This is a genomic window from Microbacterium sp. BH-3-3-3 (assembly GCF_007679045.1).
Classification (GTDB): Bacteria; Actinomycetota; Actinomycetes; order Actinomycetales; family Microbacteriaceae; genus Microbacterium; species Microbacterium algihabitans.
In genome coordinates, this window is the sequence record NZ_VEFS01000004.1 from 1 (window position 1) to 18,118 (window position 18,118).

Genomic DNA, 18,118 nt, shown 5'->3' on the forward strand with positions numbered 1-18,118 from the left:
GAGAGGTTCTCGGCCGCGGCGAGCTCGGACGCCACCTCCCTCAGGGCCAGTTGCGCGGCGCGGGCGGGCGCGCGCTGGTCGGCGAGGACGTCGAGGGCGAGGTGCCCGGCCTCAGCGAGAGCGCGGGTGCGGGCGACCTCCGCGGCGGCCAGCACAGCGCCCGTGGAGCGGACCTCGGCGAGCACCGCGGACAGGCCACGCGGGCCGTTCCCTGCGGGTGTCGACGAGGCCTCCGATGACATGTTCGCATGCTAGCGACGACCTCCGACATTGAGTCCGGGTATCACGGCGCATCCGACCCACTTTCGGCGGATCCAGGGGCGTTGAGGACGCAATCCGCGAGCACGAGACCTGAAAACCCAGGTCAGAGGCAAGCGGGTGATCTTGCGGGTGAAGTCCGCCGCGGCATCCGCACACGTCCGAAAACCGCTGTGCACCCACCGGCTGTCCTGGGCGCGACCATCGCGCGAGGGCCCCGCGCTCACGCACCGCGAGCCACCGCCGCGACGATGCCCGTCGGTGCCTTCACATCCTCGCCCCGCCAGACGCGACCGTCGGCCCCCGCCCCCTGCACGCGCCCGCTCCACCCGTATGCGGCGAGCGAGATCTCCACGCGCGCCGGATCGACCCCGAGCCCCCTCCCGTCGGCTTTGAGCACCGCCTCGACACGCGCCCACGAGAGCGCGTCCGCGCCGCCCGGCAGCACGCGTTCGAGCCCCGCGGCGTCGGCGGGCACGGCATCCACTCCGATCGCCGCATGCTCCTGCGTCATCGCGACGACCGTCCACCCGGCCGCGTACGACACCGAGACCGCGGCATCCGCCCCCTCCACCCGCACGCGACCGTGTTCGCCGCCGCACGACGGACACCGCGAGACGAAGCGGGCCGACGGCAGCAGCTCCGCCAGCACCGCGCGCGACACCGTTCGACGGTCGACTCCGGGGGGCACCGCGCGCCAGACGACGCGGATGCCGGGACGGAGCGTCACACCTGCGGCTCGTGCGTCTCGATCGCGACGATCCCCGCACCGGGATGCTCGACGGGAACGTGCACGACCGAGAACGCCGCGGGCTCGAGTGCCGACGAGCTGCCGAGGTACGAGCCCCTCATGGTGCCGGTGGCCAACGCCAGCTCGTGCATGATGTCGGGCAGCACGGGACCGTGGCTGACCACGACGACGGGCTTGCGCGCGCGGACGCGTTCTCCGACGACAGCACGCGCGTCGGCGGTGCCCTCTTCCCACGCGTCTTGACTGATCGCGGCGCTCACGACGATGCGCTGGCCGAGCGCCTGCGCGATGGGGGTCGCCGTGCGCACGCATCGCTCGGCCGGACTCGACACGATCCGACGCACGCCGAAGGCGAGGAGGGGGCCGACGATCGCCTGCGACTGCCGGCGTCCGCGGGGGGTGAGGGGCCGGGCGGCGTCGGTGCCGTCCCACTCGTCGCGCGAGCGGGCCTTCGCGTGGCGCAGCACCACGATCGGGAACGTCGGCAGTGCGCGTTCGTCGACGATCCGCGTGAACTCGTCGAGGATCTCGGTGTCGACCGGGTAGCTGAGGTGCTTGCGCGCCTTCTTCAGGCTCACCCACTCGATCGCCGCGACCTCTTTGTTGGGCACGAAGCTCGAGGTGCGCACGGCGGCATCCGTGGCCTCGGCGGCCCAGTAATGCACGATCTTGGTGCGCGAACTCGGCATCCGGTACCGGGACACCCCGACCGGCACGCCGAGGCTCACCCGGATGCCGGTCTCTTCGCGGATCTCGCGCACGGCCGTCTCGGCCAGCGTCTCACCGGGGTCGACCTTGCCCTTGGGCAGGGTGACGTCGCGGTACTTCGTGCGGTGGATGACGAGGATCCGCAGCTTGCCCTCGACCATGCGCCACACGACACCGCCGGCGGCGTAGACGGCGGTCTCGGTCACCGCGCCGTCCGCGAGCGTCGCTTGCGCTGCACCAGGCTCATCGTGTGCTCCTGCAGGTCGACGAGGGGGGCGCCCTCGGCGTCGACGCTGTGACGCGTCCACTCGCCCTCAGACCCGAGATGCCACGAACTCGTGCCGTCGTCCATCGCCAGGTCGAACAGCGAGGTGAGCTCGCGCACCTGACCCGGGTCGACCACGCGCACGAGCGCCTCGACGCGGCGGTCGAGGTTGCGGTGCATCATGTCGGCGCTGCCGATGAACATCTGCGTGTCGCCGTCGTTCGCGAACGAGAAGATGCGCGAGTGCTCGAGGTAGCGGCCGAGGATCGAGCGCACCGTGATGTTCTCGCTCATGCCCTCGACGCCGGGCTTGATCGAGCAGATGCCGCGCACCCAGACCTCCACGGGTACGCCCGCCTGGCTGGCGCGGTACAGCGCGTCGATGATCTGCTCGTCGACCATCGAGTTGACCTTGATGCGCACGCCCGCGGTCTTGCCGGCGAGGGCGTTCTGGCGCTCCTTCTCGATGTGCCGCAGGAGGCCCTTGCGCAGGTGCAGGGGGGCGACGAGCAGGCGCTTGAACTTCTTCTCGATCGCGTAGCCGCTCAGTTCGTTGAACAGGCGCGTGAGGTCGCGGCCCACCTGGTCGTCGACCGTGAACAGGCCGAAGTCCTCGTAGATGCGGCTCGTCTTGGGGTTGTAGTTGCCCGTTCCCACGTGGCTGTAGTGGCGCAGACGGCCCTCTTCTTCGCGGATGACGAGGGCGAGCTTGCAGTGCGTCTTGAGTCCCACGAGGCCGTACACGACGTGGACGCCGGCCTTCTCGAGCTTGCGCGCCCAGACGATGTTGTTCGCCTCGTCGAAACGGGCCTTCACCTCGACGAGGGCGAGCACCTGCTTGCCGGCCTCGGCGGCGTCGATGAGCGCCTGCACGATGGGGCTGTCGCCCGAGGTGCGGTACAGCGTCTGCTTGATGGCGAGCACGTGCGGATCGCGGGCGGCCTGCTCGAGGAAGCCTTGCACGCTCGTCGCGAATGACTCGTAGGGGTGGTGCACGAGCACGTCGCCCTTGCGGATCGCGCCGAACAAGTCGGCGCGGCCGTTCTGCTCGGGCGGCTGGAAGGCCAGCGCCGTCTTGGGCACGTGCGGCGGGTAGCGCAGGTCGGGCCGGTCGATGCGCGAGAGGTCGAAGAGGCCGCGCAGGTCGAGGGCGCCGGGCAGGCGGTAGACCTCCTGCTCGGTGATGTCGAGTTCGCTCAGCAGCAGCGAGCGGGTGACCTCGTCCATGTCCTCGGTGATCTCGAGGCGGATCGGGGGTCCGAATCGACGGCGCAGCAGCTCGGCCTCGAGCGCCTGGATGAGGTTCTCGGTCTCATCCTCTTCGATCGTCATGTCTTCGTTGCGCGTGAGGCGGAACGCGTGGTGGTCGAGCACCTCCATGCCCGGGAACAGGTCGCCGAGATGGTTGGAGATGAGCTCCTCGAGCGGGAGGTAGCGCACGCCCGGCCCGTCGCCGCCGATCTCGACGAAGCGGGGGAGCATGGGGGGTACCTTGAGGCGCGCGAACTCCTGGCGGCCGGTGCGCGCGTTGCGGATGCGGATCGCGAGGTTCAGCGACAGACCCGAGATGTAGGGGAAGGGGTGCGCCGGGTCGACGGCCAGCGGCATGAGCACCGGGAAGACGTTGCGCTGGAAGTACTCGGTGAGGCGTTCGGCGGTGGGCTCGTCGAGCGAGCCCCACGACACGACCTCGATGCCCGATTCGGCGAGGGCGGGGCGCACTTTCTCGGTCCACGCCGCCGCGTGGCGCAACTGCAGACGATGCGCTTCGGCCGAGATATCGGCGAGCACGTCGAGGGGGGCGCGACCGACGTTGGTGGGAACGGCCAGACCCGTGACGATGCGACGCTTCAGGCCGGCCACGCGCACCATGAAGAACTCGTCGAGGTTGCTGGCGAAGATCGCGAGGAAGTTCGCGCGTTCCAGCACCGGGACGGTGGGGTCTTCGGCGAGCTCGAGGACGCGCTGGTTGAACGCCAGCCAGCTCAACTCGCGGTCGAGGTAGCGGTGGTCGGGCAGCTGGTCGTCTTCGACTTCTACGGCTTCGTCGAAGTCGTCGTCGTCGGCGTCGCCGAGTCCGGCATCCAGCGCGTCGTGTTCGATCATCCCCACATCATTGCAGGGGTCGGTGACACGCGCGTGAACACGGGGTGCGCGTGGCCGCGTCGCGGCCTCAGGCGGGGGCGGATGCCGCGGGCTGGGGGTCGTCTTCGTAGACGTTGAACCGATAGCCGACGTTGCGCACGGTGCCGATGAGCTGCTCGAGATCGCCGAGCTTCGCGCGCAGGCGCCGGACGTGCACGTCGACCGTGCGCGTGCCGCCGAAGTAGTCGTAGCCCCAGACCTCGCTGAGCAGCTGCTCGCGCGTGAACACCCGCGAGGGATGGGTGGCGAAGAAGTGGAGGAGCTGGAACTCCTTGTAGGTGAGGTCGAGCGGCTTGCCGTGCACCTTCGCCGAGTAGGACGACTCGTCGATCGTGATGCCCGACGTCGAAATGCGCGTGGAGACCTGTTCCGCACTGCGCCGACCCATGGCCAGGCGGATGCGCGCGTCGATCTCGGCGGGGCCGGCTCCCACGAGCACGACGTCGTCGATGCCCCAGTCGGTCGAGACGGCGGTGAGACCACCCTCGGTGATGATGAGCACGAGGGGAGCCTCGATGCCGGTGGTGGAGAGGATCTTGCACAGCGACTTGGCGCCGACGAGGTCGAAGCGGGCGTCGACGAAGATCACGTCGGCACTCGGCGCGTTGACCAGCTGGGCGGCCTCGGCCGGGATCTGGCGGACGCGGTGGCTCAGCAGTTCGAGCGCGGGCAACGCCGCGCCACCGCCGGGGGCGGAGCTGAGAACGAGAAGCTGAGCCAAGGAGACCTCCCCGCGCGGTCTGCCGCGCACCCGATCATCTTAGGGTGACCCGGCGCGCCGCTCGTGTCACCGGCGTTCCGCGTGCGCGGGAGCGCACCCGTGGGTGATGATGGGGACATGTCGACCCCCGACCTCGCGCCGCGCCGTACGTTCGGCGGCATCGTCGCCGTGTGGGTGCTCGCGGCCGTCGCCGGAGTGCTCATCGGCCTGCTCGCCCCCGCGCACTGGCGCGCGCAGTGGATCAGCGTCGCCCTGGGCGGATGCCTGATCGTCTCGTTCGCCGTCCAGCTCTGGTACGGCCGCTCGCAGGCCTTCATCCAGCGCATGGCGATCAGCAGCCTGGGCGCCGCGGTGGTGCTGGGTCTCATCACGGCCGGTTTCGCGCTGGGGGCCGTCGTCTCGGGATAGAGTTGGGCCATGGACCTCCTCGCGCTCGAACTGTTCTTCCTGGGACTCCTCGGCCTCGCCTCGTTGGCGATCGCCTTCGTGTCCGGAACAGTCATCTGGAACCTCTTCCGCGGTCAGCGCTGACGGTCGTCTCGTGATCGAGATTCCGACCGATCTTCCTGCCGACCTCGTCCCCCTCTCGTGGCTCGTCGGCGTCTGGGAGGGCACTGGCGTCATCGACTACGAGGTCGACGGTCGTTCCTACTCGGGTGAGTTCGCCCACCGGGTGAGCTTCAGCCACGACGGTGGCGCGTTCCTCAACTACTCCGCCGACGCCTGGCTGATCGACGCGGGCGACCGCCGTCCTCTCGTGTCGGAGATCGGCTACTGGCGACTGGCCCGCCCCGCCGGCGACGCCGATGCCGGTCCCGCCCTGCTTCCCCCCACCGCCCCGGCCGTCGAGCGCACCGCCGACGACGTCGAGGCCCTGCGCAACGCCGACGGCGGCTTCGACATCGAGGTCAGCCTCGTGCACGCCGACGGCGTTCTCGAGCTCTACGTCGGGCAGGTGAAGGGTCCTCGCATCGACCTCGCCACCGACGCTGTCGTGCGCGCCTCGGGCGCGAAGACCTACACCGCGGCGACGCGGCTGTACGGCCTCGTCGACAACCACCTTCTGTGGGCGTGGGACATCGCCGCCCTGGGCCGCGAGCTCGGCTCGCACGCCTCGGCGCGTCTCGCCCGGGCGGAGTGATCATGGCCTCCCTCTCGGAGATCCCCGGAGCCGTGCTCGACGACCGCGGCCTCCGCCACGTGGGCTCGCCCGTCGCGGAGCAGCGCCGCCTGGCATCCGGAACCGCCGTCGCGCCCCTGGGCGACCGCCGCGTCGTGTCCGTGTCGGGCGAAGACCGCCGGAGCTGGCTCGACTCCTTGTCGTCGCAGGCCCTCACGCACCTCGCCCCGGGCGTGTCGACCGAGATGCTCATCCTCGACCCGCAGGGTCGCGTCGAGCACGCGGCATCCGTCGTCGACGACGGCGAGACCGCCTGGTTGATCGTCGATGCGGCGGATGTCGAGGGCCTCGCCGCCTGGCTCACGCGCATGCGCTTCCGCCTGCGGGTGGAGGTGCAGGACCGCTCGGCCGATCTCTTCGTGGTGGGCGGCACCCGCGCCGCGGTGAGCGGGCTGCCCGCCGTGGCGCCGGTCTGGATCGACCCGTGGCCCGACGTGTCTCCCGGCGGGTGGGCCTATGCCCGCGTCGATCCGCACCCGGGAGCCGACCGCGACTGGGCCGAGGCGATCCTGGATGCCGCGGAATTCGACGCCCTCGTCGGGCGCGCGGCGCGCGGCGAGATCTCCGTCGCGGGTCTCGACGCCGTCGAAGCACTCCGGGTGGCCGCCTGGCGCCCGCGCGTGTCGGTCGATGCCGACGAGCGACTGCTCCCGCACGAGATGGACTGGCTGCGCACCGCGGTGCACATGTCGAAGGGCTGCTACCGCGGGCAGGAGACCGTCGCGAAGGTGCACAACCTCGGTCACCCGCCGCGTCGGGTGGTCGCTCTGCAGCTCGACGGCAGTGACAACGTGCTCCCCGTCCGCGGCGACGCCGTGCGCGCCGGCGACGACGTGATCGGTGCGATCACCTCGGTGGCCGTGCACCACGAAGAGGGCCCGATCGCGCTCGCGCTGGTCAAGCGCAACGCGCCCGAGGGAGTCCCGCTGATCGTCGACACCGCCGACGGCCCCCTCGCCGCCGCCGCGGAGACCGTCGTCCCCGCCGACGCGGGGGCGACCGCCTCCGTTCCGCGTCTTCCGCGCCTGGGCCGCCGCCGCTCCGCGGAATGACCGACGACGACGCCTCGACGACCGTCGGGGTCGTCGTGCCCCGATCCCGGCTGCGCACCACGCTGCGCCGCAGGGTGCTCCGGGTGCGCGAGTCGCTCCCGGCCGCCGCGCAGATCGTCGTCGCCGCCACCGCCGCCTACGCGTTCGCCCACTTCGTGCTCGGCCACCCCGTGCCGTTGCTCGCGGCCACCGTGACCGTGTCGAGTCTCGGGCTCGTGCGCGACGCGCGGCCGTGGCGGGTCGCCGAGACGGTCGCCGGCATGCTCGTCGGCATCCTGATCGCCGAGCTCGTGCTGCTGCTCGCCGGCGCCGGGTGGTGGCAGATCGCGGTCGCGATGGCCCTGACGCTCGTGGTCGCGCGCTTCCTCTCGCCGCAACCGGGGTTCGCCCTGGCCGCGGTCACGCAGTCGCTCATCGCCCTCGTGCTCGTCACCGGTGCACCGTTCCTGCGTCTCGTCGACGGCGCGGTCGGCGGGCTCGCCGCGCTCGTGGTCACCGCCCTCATTCCCCGCACCCTGCGACGCACCGAGCTGCGGGACGCCGACGAACTGTTCGACGCGCTCGATGCGGCGATGGCGAGCATCGTGCGGGCGCTGCGACGGGGCGACCGCGTCCGCGCGGAGCGCGCGCTCGAACGCGCGCGGTCGCTGCAGACCTACGTCGATGCGTGGAGCGGCTCGCTCGAGTCGGGGCGCGAGGTGGCGCGCATCTCGCCGTTCCTGCGGCGTCAGCGCAGCGAGCTGCAGCGGCACGAGCGCGTGCGCGCGGCCCTCGACCTCACCACCCGCAACCTCCGCGTCGTGGCGCGACGTGCGGCCTATCTGTGCGCCGACGGCGTGAGTCGCCCGGTTCCGGCCGACCTGCTCTCCGACCTCGCCCGCGGTGCGGCGCTCGTGCGCGAGAGCCTCGACGACATCTCGATCGAGCCGGTCGCGAGAGAGGCCGTCGCCGCCGTGGCGCGCCGCCTCGACCCGGCCGCGCTCCTCCCCGACGGCGGTGTGGGCGAGCTCAACCTCGTGTCCGCGCTGCGACCGCTCGCCGTCGACCTGATGGTGGCGGCGGGCATGCCGGCCGCCGAGGCGCAGTCGTTGCTGCCGCGCATCTGAGCTCAGCGCGGAGCCACCGCGTGCCAGGCGACGCCGACCTCGCCCAGCCGCCACCGCTCGCGGCGCAGCAGCGGCCACCCCGCCTCCTGCAGGGCGAGCATCGCGATGCGCCAGCGGTGCACGGGACCGAACGGGGCGACCACGGCGGCGCGGACCCACTCGCGCTCCAGAGCCGTGACGAAGGAGTGCACGCGCTCGCCCTCGACGTTGCGGTGGATGAGGGCCTTCGGCAGTCTCTCGGCCGCGACGGCGGGGGAGTCGAGCTCGGCCAGCCGCAGCGACACGGTGAGCGACCGGGGCACGGCATCCGCCCCCACCTCCACCCAGGTGGCGATGCGCCCGATCTCGTCACAGGTGCCCTCGACCAGGATGCCGTCGGGCTGCAGCCGCGCGCACATGCGGGCCCAGGCGTCGGCCACGTCGGCCTCGTCGTACTGGCGCAGCACGTTCAGGGCGCGGATCACCGCGGGGCGACGCCCACCCGGCAGCGGCACCTCGAACCCGCCGCGCGCGAACGACACTCCCTCGACGCCCACGGACTGCTCCCGCGCACGGGCGACGCGGTCGGGGTCGATCTCGAGGCCGAGCACCTCCGCGTCGGAGCGCTGACTGCGTAGCCGCGCGAGGAGCTCGAGCGGGGTGACAGCGCTCGCCCCGAAACCCAGATCGACTACGAGCGGATCGTCGGTGCGCCGCAGCACCGGATGCCGCGCGATCCAGCGATCGATGCGGCGCAGGCGGTTGACGCCCGTCGTGCCCCGGGTGGGGCGTCCGACGGGCGAGGGGGTCACTCCGACATGATGCCAGCCCGGGCTCGGGTGCGAGGCGCGCGCCTCGGTAGCATGGACCCATGCCTCACACGCTGATCCTGCTCCGCCACGGGCAGAGCGAATGGAACAAGACCAACCAGTTCACCGGCTGGGTCGACGTGCGACTCACCGATCAGGGCAAGGCGGAGGCGAAGCGCGGCGGCGAGCTGCTCGCCGAGTCCGGCATCCTGCCCGACGTGCTGCACACCTCGGTGCTGAGCCGCGCGATCCAGACCGCCAACCTCGCCCTCGACGCGGCCGACCGCCTGTGGATCCCCGTCAAGCGCTCGTGGCGCCTGAACGAGCGCCACTACGGCGCCCTGCAGGGCAAGGACAAGGCCCAGACCCTCGAGGAGTTCGGCAACGAGCAGTTCATGCTCTGGCGCCGCTCGTTCGACGTTCCGCCGCCGCCGCTGCCCGCCGACGACCAGTACAGCCAGGTCGGCGACCCCCGCTACGTCGGCATCGACGGCGAGGTGCCCGACACCGAGTCGCTGAAGATCGTCATCGACCGCATGCTGCCGTACTGGCACAGCGACATCGTTCCCGACCTGCAGGCCGGCAAGACCGTGCTCGTCACGGCCCACGGCAACTCGCTGCGCGGACTGGTCAAGCACCTCGAGGGCATCAGCGACGCCGACATCGCCGAGCTGAACATCCCCACCGGCATCCCGCTGGTGTACCGCCTCGACGACGAGATGAAGCCCCTCGGCCCGGGCGAGTACCTCGACCCCGAGGCCGCCGCCGCGGGAGCCGCCGCCGTGGCCGCGCAGGGCAACAAGCACTGAGACCGCAACGACGAAGGGGGCGGATGCCATGGCATCCGCCCCCTTCGTCGTTCGCGATCAGATGACCGGGCTGGGCTCCGCGACGTTGTCGTCGTCGGCGCCGGCCCAATCGCCGGTCGCCAGGTAGATGACCTTCTTCGCGACCGAGACCGCGTGGTCGGCGAAGCGCTCGTGGTAGCGGCTGGCGAGCGTCGCGTCGACGGTCGCCGTGGCCTCGCCCTTCCAGGAGTCGCCCAGCACCTTCTCGAAGACGTTCACGTGCAGCTCGTCGATGGCGTCGTCGTCGTCGCGGATCGCCTCGGCGAGGCGTAGGTCCTGCGTGCGCAGCAGCTCGGCGAGCTTGCGCGCCACCTCGACGTCCAGCTCGCCCATGCGGGTGAAGGTGCTCTTGAGGCCCTTGGGGATCGCCCGCTCGGGGAAGCGCGAGCGGGCGAGCTGGGCGATGTGCTCGGCCATGTCGCCCATGCGCTCGAGCGAGGCGCTGACGCGCAGCGCCGTGACGACGATGCGCAGGTCGCGGGCCACGGGCTGCTGGCGCGCGAGGATCTCGATGGCGAGCTCGTCGAGCTCGACGGCCTTCTCGTCGATGATCGCGTCGGCTTCGATGACCTCTTCGGCCAGGGAGACGTCACTGGTTCCGAACGCACGGGTGGCGCGGTCGATCGCGATGGTCACGAGGTCGGCGATCTCGACCAGGCGGCTCTGGACGTCCTCGAGGGACTGGTGGAATACTTCGCGCATCGCGGGTACCTTCCTCGTCGGCGGCACGGCACAGGGAGTCCCGCGGCCTTCGGGGATTCTTCCCAGCGAAGGTTAACGAGTGGTGCAGTGACAGTGAATAGTAGCCTCTGCCGTGCCGGTGGCGGGGGTGAACGGCCGGTGACGCCGAATCGACCCCTCTACGCTGAACGTATGGAACACACGCAGCTCGTGCTGCTCGCGCTCCTCGCCGGCCTCCTCGTCGGAGCAGCGATCGTCGGCCTCGTGGTCGGCGCCCTCCGCGCCCGCGACCGTTCGATGGCGCAGACCGCGGTCGACGTCCCCGAGGGCGTCGAGGCGATGCTCGACGCGATGGACGACCCCGCCTTCGTCTGCGACACGTCGTCGACGGTGCTGGCGCTGTCACCCGCGGCCGAGGTGTTCGGCGTGCACGCCGGCGAGGTCATCGCGGCCGAGGAGCTCAAGCGCGTGGCGCGCGTCGCCCGCGACACCGGATCCGGCATCAGCGAGAACCTGCGTCTGCGTCGCGGTGCGGCGCCGGCCGAGGCCCGACTCGTGGCCGTGCGCGCGACGCCGATCTCGGCCCGGCTGACGCTCCTCGTGCTGCGCGACATCACCGAGCGCGAGCGCGTCGAGGAGATGCGCCGCGACTTCGTCGCCAACACCAGTCACGAGCTGAAGACCCCCGTCGGCGCCGTGGGCCTGCTCGCCGAGGCGATCGAGTCGGCCGCCGACGACCCCGCCCAGGTGCGGCACTTCGCCTCGCGCATGCAGGCCGAGGTCACGCGGCTGGCGTCGCTCGTCAACCGCATCATGAGCCTCTCGCGCCTGCAGGCCTCGGACGAGCTGCGCGATGTGCGCGACGTCTCGATCGACGAGGTGGTCACCGCTGCCCTCGAGGCCTATACCGTGCAGGCCGACGCCGCCCAGGTCACCGTCGTGCGCGGCGGCACCAAGGGGCTGTGGGTGCGCGGCGAGCCGCAGATCCTCACCGAGGCGCTCGGCAATCTCGTCGCCAACGCCATCGCTTACTCGCCGCAGGGCTCGAAGGTCGGCGTGGGCGTGAAGCTCGACGACACCGTGGTCGAGATCGCCGTCACCGACCGCGGCATCGGCATCCCCGAGACCGACCAGCACCGTGTGTTCGAGCGCTTCTACCGGGCCGACCAGGCGCGCTCGCGTCGCACGGGCGGCACCGGCCTCGGCCTCTCGATCGTCAAGCACGCCGTGCAGCGCCACGGCGGCGAGGTGCGGCTGTGGTCGCGCCCCGAGCGGGGATCGACCTTCACCATCCGACTGCCGATGACCGAGGCACCCGACCTCGACACCGTTCGTCCGAAGCCCCGTCGCAAGTCCCGCAAGACCTCGACGACACCCGTACCCGCGAAGGGAGACACCGCATGACCCGCGTTCTGATCGTCGAGGACGAGCCCGATCTCGCCGACCCGCTCGCCTACCTGCTGCGCCGCGAAGGCTACGAGGTGGAGATCGCCGAAGACGGCGCGCTCGCCCTCGCCGCCTTCCGCGAGCGCGGAGCCGACATCATCCTGCTCGACCTGATGCTGCCGGGAATGCCCGGGACCGAGGTCTGCCGTCAACTGCGGCTGACCTCGCAGGTGCCGATCATCATGCTGACCGCCAAGGACTCCGAGGTGGACATCGTCGTCGGTCTCGAGCTCGGCGCCGACGACTACGTCACCAAGCCCTACTCGACTCGCGAGCTGCTGGCCCGCATGCGCGCGGTGCTGCGGCGACGCACACCCGACGACGCCGGCCTCGACGACCGCGTCCTCTCGGGCGGTCGCGTGGTGCTCGACATCGACCGGCACACGGTGGCCGTCGACGGAGGCGAGATCAGCATCCCCCTCAAGGAGTTCGAGCTCCTCGAGGTGCTCATGCGCAACGCCGGTCGCGTGCTCACCCGCGGTCAGCTCATCGACCGGGTGTGGGGGACCGATTACTTCGGCGACACCAAGACCCTCGACGTGCACATCAAGCGCATCCGCTCGCGCATCGAGCGCAACCCGAGCGAGCCGGTCATGCTCGTGACGGTGCGCGGCCTGGGCTACCGCTTCGAGGCCTGAGCCCGGGCCCCGCTCAGCGGGAACGACGAAGGCGCCGACGGATCACCGTCGGCGCCTTCGCGTGCGTTCAGGAGGCGGGCGTCGCGCTGGGCGTCGGCGTCACCGTCGGCAGGCCGCCGACCGGGGTCAGCGAGCCCGAGGGCTGCGGGGTCGGCGCGAGCGTCGACAGATATTCGAGGGCCCCGTCGAGCACGGGCACCTGGATGAGGGCGCCCTGGCCGTCGCCGGACTGGAAGTACACGGGCACCGTGGTGCCGGGGGCGGCGTCGATGCCGTCGAGACGCAGGGGCTCGACGTCGTCGGACATGTCGCCGAGGCTCAGCGTGCGGTTGGCCGGCACGTTCACCGACGAACGCACGGCCGAGGAGCCCTCGCCGACCTCGACGCGCAGCGTGAGCGGGTCGGAGGTCGAGTTGACGACGGCGGCGACGAGGTTGCCGGTCGTGCCCTCTTCGTCGACGACGATGAGCGCGTTACGCACGTCGAGGGGGCCGGAGTCTGCGGGGACGTTCACGCCGTCGGACGCCGAGTACGGGATGGTGGTCGCCTGGGGGGCGATGAGGTTGCACCCGGTCGTGCCCACCAGGACAGCGGCACCCAGGGCGACGGACGCGATCAGGCGCGTTTTCACGGATCCTCCAAGATCGACGGACGGCATCCTGATCATCCTACGGGGTCCGCGCTGCGCGGCCGTTCCCGCGCGCACGTCCACGGTCGCTCCGCGTGCGGGTGGGGGAGGGGCCCCGGGTGGGCGGAACCTTAGCGCATGCGGGCCTGTGGTATCCTGGATGTTGCCGAAAGGACATAACTCCATGCTTTTTGAGGTTGGCGAGACCGTCGTTTACCCGCACCATGGCGCGGCCACGATCATCGAGGTCAAGGAACGCGTTATCAAGGGCGAGACGAAGAAATACCTGAAGCTCAACGTCACCCAGGGAGACCTCGTCATCGAGGTCCCTGCTGACAACGTCGACCTGGTCGGCGTTCGCGACGTGATCGGCAAAGAGGGTCTCGACCGCGTGTTCGAGGTGCTGCGTGCGCCCTTCACCGAGGAGCCGACCAACTGGTCGCGTCGCTACAAGGCGAACCTCGAGAAGCTCGCGTCGGGCGATGTGATCAAGGTCAGCGAGGTCGTGCGCGACCTGTGGCGCCGCGATCAGGACCGCGGCCTGTCGGCCGGCGAGAAGCGCATGCTGGCCAAGGCGCGTCAGATCCTCGTCTCCGAGCTGGCTCTGGCCGAGAAGACCGACGAAGACCGCGCGAGCGTCGTGCTCGACGAGGTCCTCGCGTCCTGACGCTCCGGCGCCGGGACCCCCGCGCTGACGCCCCGTCCCCGTCGTCGAGAACCGATGACGCGGGCCGGGGCTTTCGGCGTTCCCCGGGGTGCGTCGGCTCGCGCTAGCGTGATCGGGTGACTCTCACCCCCGTCCCCCACCTCGCGGTCATCGTCGTCGCGGCCGGCTCCGGCACCCGCCTGCGCGGGGGAGCACCCAAGGCGTTCGTCGGCCTCGACGCCCGGTCGATCCTGCACCACGCGTTGCGGGGCGTGTTCTGCGCCCCGGCCGCGCAGGTCGTGGTGGTCGTGCCCGAGGGCTACGAGGGCGACGCGACGACCGACGCGCTCGACGCCGCGGGCGACCGGGGCGAGCTCGTGACGGTCGTCACGGGCGGAGCGACCCGGCAGCAGTCCGTCGCCGCGGGGCTCACGGCCCTGTGGGGCGATGTCGACACCGTTCTCGTGCACGACGCCGCCCGGGCGCTGACCCCGGCCGCGGTGTTCGAGCGCGTCGTGGCGGCGCTCGACGACGGCGCGGTCGCCGTGATCCCCGTTCTCCCCGTCGTCGACACGATCAAGCGCGTCGACGGAGCGGGCCGGGTCGTCGCCGCGGTGGATCGGTCGGAGCTCGCCGCGGCCCAGACGCCGCAGGGCTTCCGTCGATCCGTGCTCGAGGCGGCCGCGGCATCCGCCGACGCGGACCACACCGACGACGCCGCTCTCGTCGCCGCAGCCGGGCACCCCGTCGTCACGGTCGAGGGCGATGCCCGCGCCTTCAAGGTCACGACCGCTCCCGACCTCGAGCGTGCCCGTTCGCTCGTCACGGCCGCCCCCGAGGTCGAGGCCGCGCCGACGCCGGCGACCGGCATCCCGCGCGTGGGCCTGGGCACCGACGTCCACGGTTTCGGCGGCGAGGGCACCCTCTGGCTCGCGGGTCTCGAATGGCCCGGGGAGCAGGCGCTCTCGGGCCACTCCGACGGCGACGCGGTCGCGCACGCGATCGTCGACGCCCTGCTCGCCGCGGCGGGGCTCGGCGACATCGGCACGCACTTCGGCACCGATCGGCCGGAGTTCGCCGGCGCGCACGCCACCGCCTTCCTCACGCACACGGTCGGCCTGCTGGCGGCGGCCGGGTGGCGGGTGGGCAACGTCGCGGTGCAGGTGCAGGCCAATCGCCCGCGCTTCGCCGCGCGTCGCGTCGAGGCCGAGCAGGCCCTCTCCCGCGCCCTCGGCGGCGCCCCCGTCTCGGTGAGTGCGACCACCACGGACGGACTCGGCTTCACGGGACGGACCGAGGGGGTCGCGGCCTTCGCGACCGCGCTCGTCGTGCCGGCCTAGAGCTCGCGCGTCATGAAGGTCGACAGCGGGTCGGGTGCGTACGACGCGAACGCCGGGCACTCCACGAAACCCTCGCTCGCGTAGAGCCGCCGGGCCGCGACGAAGTCGGCCGTGCTGCCGGTCTCGAGCCAGAGGCTCCGGATGCCGCGTTCTCGCGCATCGGCCATGATGCGACGCAGGATCGCGCGGCCCACACCGCGACCCAGGTGCGCCTCGACGACACGCATCGACTTGAGCTCCGCCCGCTGGTCGCCGAGGTCTTTGCAGGCGCCGATGCCGGCGATCTCGCCGTCGATCCAGGCCGACCACATGGTGACGCCGTCGGAGGCGAGGCGGTCGACGTCGAGGGCGTGGACGCTCTCGGCCGGGGTGTTCTCGTGCATTCCGGCGAGGTGGGCGGCGACGAGGGCGCGCGTGGGTTCTCCGGACAGGTCGTCGGGGCGGATGGTGAGGTTCACGTCGGCACCCTAACCGCTGCGTGTTTCACGCACGGGTCGCCGCGAGGGGCGGCCGGTAGGCTGGCCCGGTGACCGTTCGGCTGTATGACACGAAAGCGCAGGAGCTGCGCGACTTCGTTCCCCTCGACCCCTCGAACGTCACGGTCTACGTCTGCGGGCCCACCGTGCAGTCCGGTCCCCATATCGGTCACGTGCGCGCCGCCCTCGCCTTCGATCTGCTGCGCCGATGGCTCGCCCACCGCTACGGCCGAGTCACGTTCGTGCGCAACGTCACCGACATCGACGACAAGGTGCTCGCCAACGCGAGCGACGACGAGCCCTGGTGGGCGTTGGCCTATCGCATGGAGCTCGAGTTCTCTCGGGCGTATGCCGCCGTCGGCATCCTGCCCCCGACCTACGAGCCGCGCGCGACCGCATCGGTCACGCAGATGCAGGAACTGATCGCCGAGCTCATCGAGCGCGGTCACGCCTACGCCGCCGCCGGCGACGTGTACTTCGACGTGCGCTCGTGGCCGGCCTACGGCGAGCTGACCCGCCAGAGCCTCGACGCGATGGAGTCGGCGACCGACGCCGATCCCCGGGGCAAGCGCGATCCGCGCGACTTCGCGCTGTGGAAGGGCTCCAAGGCCGACGAGCCCGCCTCGGCCACCTGGGCATCGCCGTGGGGCGCCGGACGACCCGGCTGGCACATCGAGTGCTCGGCGATGTCGCGCCGATACCTGGGTCCGGAGTTCGACATCCACGGCGGCGGTCTCGACCTGCGCTTCCCGCACCACGAGAACGAGATCGCCCAGTCGACTGCCGCGGGTGACGCCTTCGCCCGCTACTGGGTGCACAACGGCCTCGTCACCGTCGACGGACAGAAGATGTCGAAGTCGCTCGGCAACTTCACGCTCGCCGCCGACGTGCTCGACGCCCACGACCCGCTCGTGGTGCGCTACGCCCTCGCCGCGGCGCACTACCGCTCCAACCTCGACCTGAGCGAGGCGTCGTGGGCCGAGGCCGAGTCGGCCCTCGGTCGCATCCGCAGTTTCCTCGAGCGCGCCGAGCGCGTCGCTCGCCCGGGCTGGTCGGAGGCGAAGGAAGGCCTTCCGACGGAGTTCGTCGAGGCGATGGACGACGACCTCTCGGTGCCCCGGGCGCTGGCCGCGATCCACACCAGCATCCGGTCGGGAAATGCGCTGCTCGACGCGGGCAAGTACGATGAAGCGAAGCAGGACGTCTCGGACGTCCAGCAGATGACGCTCCTCCTGGGGATCAATCCGCATTCTCCCCAGTGGAGCAGCGTCGGCGGAGGAGCCGAAACCGCCGCTCTGGACACCCTGGTCCAGACGATGATCACGCAGCGCGCACACGCGCGTGCGGACAAGGATTGGGCGGCCGCGGATCGCATCAGAGACGCGATCGCCGCCGCAGGAATCACGCTGGAAGACACTCCAGCCGGAACACATTGGAGTATCGATGGCTAAGCCTGGACGCCCGGGAGCACGCAACCCCGGCAAGAAGAAGGGGCCGCTCAAGGGCACCGGCGGGCACTCCCGCAAGGCGCTCGAGGGTCGCGGTCCCACCCCCAAGGCCGAGGACCGCGCCTGGCACCCCGCCGGCAAGCGCAAGGCCGCCGAAGAGCGCTATGCCGCCGCCGGCGGTAAGGGCCGCCCCGGTGTGCGTGCGGTCGGCAACCCCAACCGCAAGAGCCCCAAGGCCGCCGACGACACCGAGACGGTCACCGGCCGCAACTCCGTGCTCGAGGCGCTGCGCGCGAAGATCCCCGCCACGGCGATGTACATCGCCCAGCGCGTCGAGATGGACGACCGCGTCAAGGAGATGCTGTCGATCGCGACCAACCGCGGCATCCCGGTGCTCGAGGTCACGCGCCCCGAGCTCGACCGCATGGCCGGCTTCGATGGCGTGCACCAGGGCGTCGCGCTCAAGGTGCCGCCCTACTCTTACGCCCACCCGCAGGACCTGCTCGAGCAGATCATCGACCGCGGCGAGGTGCCGCTGCTGGTGGCCCTCGACGGCGTCACCGACCCCCGCAACCTCGGCGCGATCATCCGCTCGACGGGCGCGTTCGGCGGTCAGGGCCTGATCATTCCGCAGCGCCGCTCGGCGAGCGTCAACTCCGCCGCCTGGAAGACCAGCGCCGGAGCGGCCGCCCGCATCCCCGTCGCGCTCGCGGCGAACCTGACGGCGACGCTCAAAGAGTTCAAGAAGCAGGGTGTGTTCGTGCTCGGCCTCGACGGCGACGGCGACGTGTCGCTTCCCGCCCTCGAGCTCGCCGACCGCCCCGTGCTGATCGTCGTGGGCTCCGAGGGCAAGGGCCTGTCGCGCCTGGTCACCGAGACCTGCGACCAGGTCGTGTCGATCCCCATCTCGACGGCGACCGAGTCGCTCAACGCCGGGATCGCGGCATCCGTCGCCCTGTACCAGGTGTCGACGATGCGCGCGGCGCGCTGACG

At 71.3% G+C, this 18,118-nt stretch carries 19 protein-coding genes and 1 pseudogene; 11 read left to right on the plus strand and 9 right to left on the minus strand.

Annotated features, from left to right (window positions below):
• The 5 genes and pseudogenes from FS769_RS12220 to FS769_RS12240 form a co-directional block, all read right to left on the minus strand.
• Positions 1-242: pseudogene (locus FS769_RS12220) on the minus strand (HNH endonuclease); the annotation flags it as partial.
• A 239-nt stretch (positions 243-481) separates the two neighbouring features.
• Entirely contained in the window at positions 482-988 is a 507-nt protein-coding gene (locus FS769_RS12225; protein WP_144833813.1) for a 4-phosphopantetheinyl transferase, read from the minus strand.
• A complete protein-coding gene (locus tag FS769_RS12230) occupies positions 985-1,923 on the minus strand; it encodes an NUDIX domain-containing protein (protein WP_144833815.1) in 939 nt (312 codons plus the stop codon). The genes FS769_RS12225 and FS769_RS12230 overlap by 4 nt, the downstream gene beginning before the upstream one ends.
• Positions 1,920-4,088, minus strand: coding sequence for an RNA degradosome polyphosphate kinase (locus tag FS769_RS12235; RefSeq protein ID WP_144833817.1), 2,169 nt, complete (start codon positions 4,086-4,088; stop codon positions 1,920-1,922). Before FS769_RS12235 ends, FS769_RS12230 begins: the two co-directional genes overlap by 4 nt.
• 67 nt (positions 4,089-4,155) lie before the next feature.
• A complete protein-coding gene (locus tag FS769_RS12240; RefSeq protein WP_144833818.1) occupies positions 4,156-4,848 on the minus strand; it encodes a winged helix-turn-helix domain-containing protein in 693 nt (230 codons plus the stop codon).
• Positions 4,849-4,965: 117 nt separating this feature from the next.
• On the opposite strand from FS769_RS12240, the gene FS769_RS12245 reads away from it, so the two are divergent.
• The 4 genes from FS769_RS12245 (at position 4,966) to FS769_RS12260 (ending at position 8,186) form a co-directional block, all read left to right on the plus strand.
• Positions 4,966-5,256, plus strand: a complete 291-nt coding sequence (locus FS769_RS12245; protein WP_144833820.1) for a hypothetical protein — start codon at positions 4,966-4,968, stop codon at positions 5,254-5,256.
• A 133-nt stretch (positions 5,257-5,389) separates the two neighbouring features.
• Entirely contained in the window at positions 5,390-5,989 is a 600-nt protein-coding gene (locus FS769_RS12250) for an FABP family protein (RefSeq protein ID WP_144833822.1), read from the plus strand.
• A gap of 2 nt (positions 5,990-5,991) precedes the next feature.
• A complete protein-coding gene (locus FS769_RS12255) occupies positions 5,992-7,080 on the plus strand; it encodes a folate-binding protein YgfZ (RefSeq protein ID WP_144833824.1) in 1,089 nt (362 codons plus the stop codon).
• A complete protein-coding gene (locus FS769_RS12260; RefSeq protein WP_144833826.1) occupies positions 7,077-8,186 on the plus strand; it encodes an aromatic acid exporter family protein in 1,110 nt (369 codons plus the stop codon). Before FS769_RS12255 ends, FS769_RS12260 begins: the two co-directional genes overlap by 4 nt.
• Positions 8,187-8,188: 2 nt before the next feature.
• On the opposite strand, the gene FS769_RS12265 is transcribed toward FS769_RS12260, so the two are convergent.
• On the minus strand, positions 8,189-8,977 hold the full coding sequence (locus tag FS769_RS12265; protein WP_144833828.1) for a class I SAM-dependent methyltransferase: 789 nt from the start codon (positions 8,975-8,977) through the stop codon (positions 8,189-8,191).
• A gap of 59 nt (positions 8,978-9,036) precedes the next feature.
• Between FS769_RS12265 and FS769_RS12270 the strand changes: the two genes are divergently transcribed.
• Positions 9,037-9,783 carry a phosphoglyceromutase gene (locus FS769_RS12270; protein ID WP_144833830.1) on the plus strand — a complete coding sequence of 249 codons (747 nt, stop codon included), beginning with the start codon at positions 9,037-9,039 and terminating at the stop codon, positions 9,781-9,783.
• A gap of 57 nt (positions 9,784-9,840) precedes the next feature.
• On the opposite strand, the gene phoU is transcribed toward FS769_RS12270, so the two are convergent.
• Positions 9,841-10,524: a phosphate signaling complex protein PhoU gene (gene phoU / locus FS769_RS12275; RefSeq protein WP_144833832.1), complete on the minus strand. Its 684-nt coding sequence runs from the start codon at positions 10,522-10,524 to the stop codon at positions 9,841-9,843.
• A 171-nt stretch (positions 10,525-10,695) separates the two neighbouring features.
• Between phoU and FS769_RS12280 the strand changes: the two genes are divergently transcribed.
• Positions 10,696-11,907: a cell wall metabolism sensor histidine kinase WalK gene (locus FS769_RS12280; protein ID WP_144833834.1), complete on the plus strand. Its 1,212-nt coding sequence runs from the start codon at positions 10,696-10,698 to the stop codon at positions 11,905-11,907.
• Positions 11,904-12,587, plus strand: coding sequence for a response regulator transcription factor (locus FS769_RS12285; RefSeq protein ID WP_144833836.1), 684 nt, complete (start codon positions 11,904-11,906; stop codon positions 12,585-12,587). The genes FS769_RS12280 and FS769_RS12285 overlap by 4 nt, the downstream gene beginning before the upstream one ends.
• A 67-nt stretch (positions 12,588-12,654) precedes the next feature.
• On the opposite strand, the gene FS769_RS12290 is transcribed toward FS769_RS12285, so the two are convergent.
• Positions 12,655-13,218 carry a DNA modification methylase gene (locus tag FS769_RS12290; RefSeq protein WP_144833838.1) on the minus strand — a complete coding sequence of 188 codons (564 nt, stop codon included), beginning with the start codon at positions 13,216-13,218 and terminating at the stop codon, positions 12,655-12,657.
• A 181-nt stretch (positions 13,219-13,399) separates the two neighbouring features.
• Between FS769_RS12290 and FS769_RS12295 the strand changes: the two genes are divergently transcribed.
• Positions 13,400-13,882: a CarD family transcriptional regulator gene (locus FS769_RS12295; RefSeq protein ID WP_056229249.1), complete on the plus strand. Its 483-nt coding sequence runs from the start codon at positions 13,400-13,402 to the stop codon at positions 13,880-13,882.
• A 116-nt stretch (positions 13,883-13,998) separates the two neighbouring features.
• Positions 13,999-15,201, plus strand: coding sequence for a 2-C-methyl-D-erythritol 4-phosphate cytidylyltransferase (ispD, locus tag FS769_RS12300; RefSeq protein WP_144833840.1), 1,203 nt, complete (start codon positions 13,999-14,001; stop codon positions 15,199-15,201).
• Here the strand turns inward: ispD and FS769_RS12305 are convergent.
• Entirely contained in the window at positions 15,198-15,659 is a 462-nt protein-coding gene (locus FS769_RS12305; protein WP_260979756.1) for a GNAT family N-acetyltransferase, read from the minus strand. The genes ispD and FS769_RS12305 overlap by 4 nt on opposite strands.
• A gap of 68 nt (positions 15,660-15,727) precedes the next feature.
• Here FS769_RS12305 and cysS point away from each other — a divergent pair, with 68 nt between their 5' ends.
• Together cysS and rlmB are read left to right on the plus strand one after the other, a co-directional pair.
• Complete coding sequence (cysS, locus tag FS769_RS12310; protein ID WP_144833842.1) at positions 15,728-17,128, plus strand: cysteine--tRNA ligase; 1,401 nt, start codon at positions 15,728-15,730, stop codon at positions 17,126-17,128.
• Positions 17,121-18,116 carry a 23S rRNA (guanosine(2251)-2'-O)-methyltransferase RlmB gene (gene rlmB, locus FS769_RS12315; RefSeq protein ID WP_144833844.1) on the plus strand — a complete coding sequence of 332 codons (996 nt, stop codon included), beginning with the start codon at positions 17,121-17,123 and terminating at the stop codon, positions 18,114-18,116. The genes cysS and rlmB overlap by 8 nt, the downstream gene beginning before the upstream one ends.
• Positions 18,117-18,118: the final 2 nt, after the last annotated feature.

Bases quoted from the DNA above. Each gene is read 5' to 3' on its own strand.
- FS769_RS12245 (WP_144833820.1), top strand. From the start codon at position 4,966: ATGTCGACCCCCGACCTCGCGCCGCGCCGTACGTTCGGCGGCATCGTC.
- FS769_RS12255 (WP_144833824.1), top strand. From the start codon at position 5,992: ATGGCCTCCCTCTCGGAGATCCCCGGAGCCGTGCTCGACGACCGCGGC.
- FS769_RS12295 (WP_056229249.1), top strand. From the start codon at position 13,400: ATGCTTTTTGAGGTTGGCGAGACCGTCGTTTACCCGCACCATGGCGCG.
- FS769_RS12260 (WP_144833826.1), top strand. From the start codon at position 7,077: ATGACCGACGACGACGCCTCGACGACCGTCGGGGTCGTCGTGCCCCGA.
- phoU (WP_144833832.1), bottom strand. From the start codon at position 10,524: ATGCGCGAAGTATTCCACCAGTCCCTCGAGGACGTCCAGAGCCGCCTG.
- FS769_RS12285 (WP_144833836.1), top strand. From the start codon at position 11,904: ATGACCCGCGTTCTGATCGTCGAGGACGAGCCCGATCTCGCCGACCCG.
- FS769_RS12280 (WP_144833834.1), top strand. From the start codon at position 10,696: ATGGAACACACGCAGCTCGTGCTGCTCGCGCTCCTCGCCGGCCTCCTC.
- FS769_RS12270 (WP_144833830.1), top strand. From the start codon at position 9,037: ATGCCTCACACGCTGATCCTGCTCCGCCACGGGCAGAGCGAATGGAAC.
- rlmB (WP_144833844.1), top strand. From the start codon at position 17,121: ATGGCTAAGCCTGGACGCCCGGGAGCACGCAACCCCGGCAAGAAGAAG.
- FS769_RS12235 (WP_144833817.1), bottom strand. From the start codon at position 4,088: ATGATCGAACACGACGCGCTGGATGCCGGACTCGGCGACGCCGACGAC.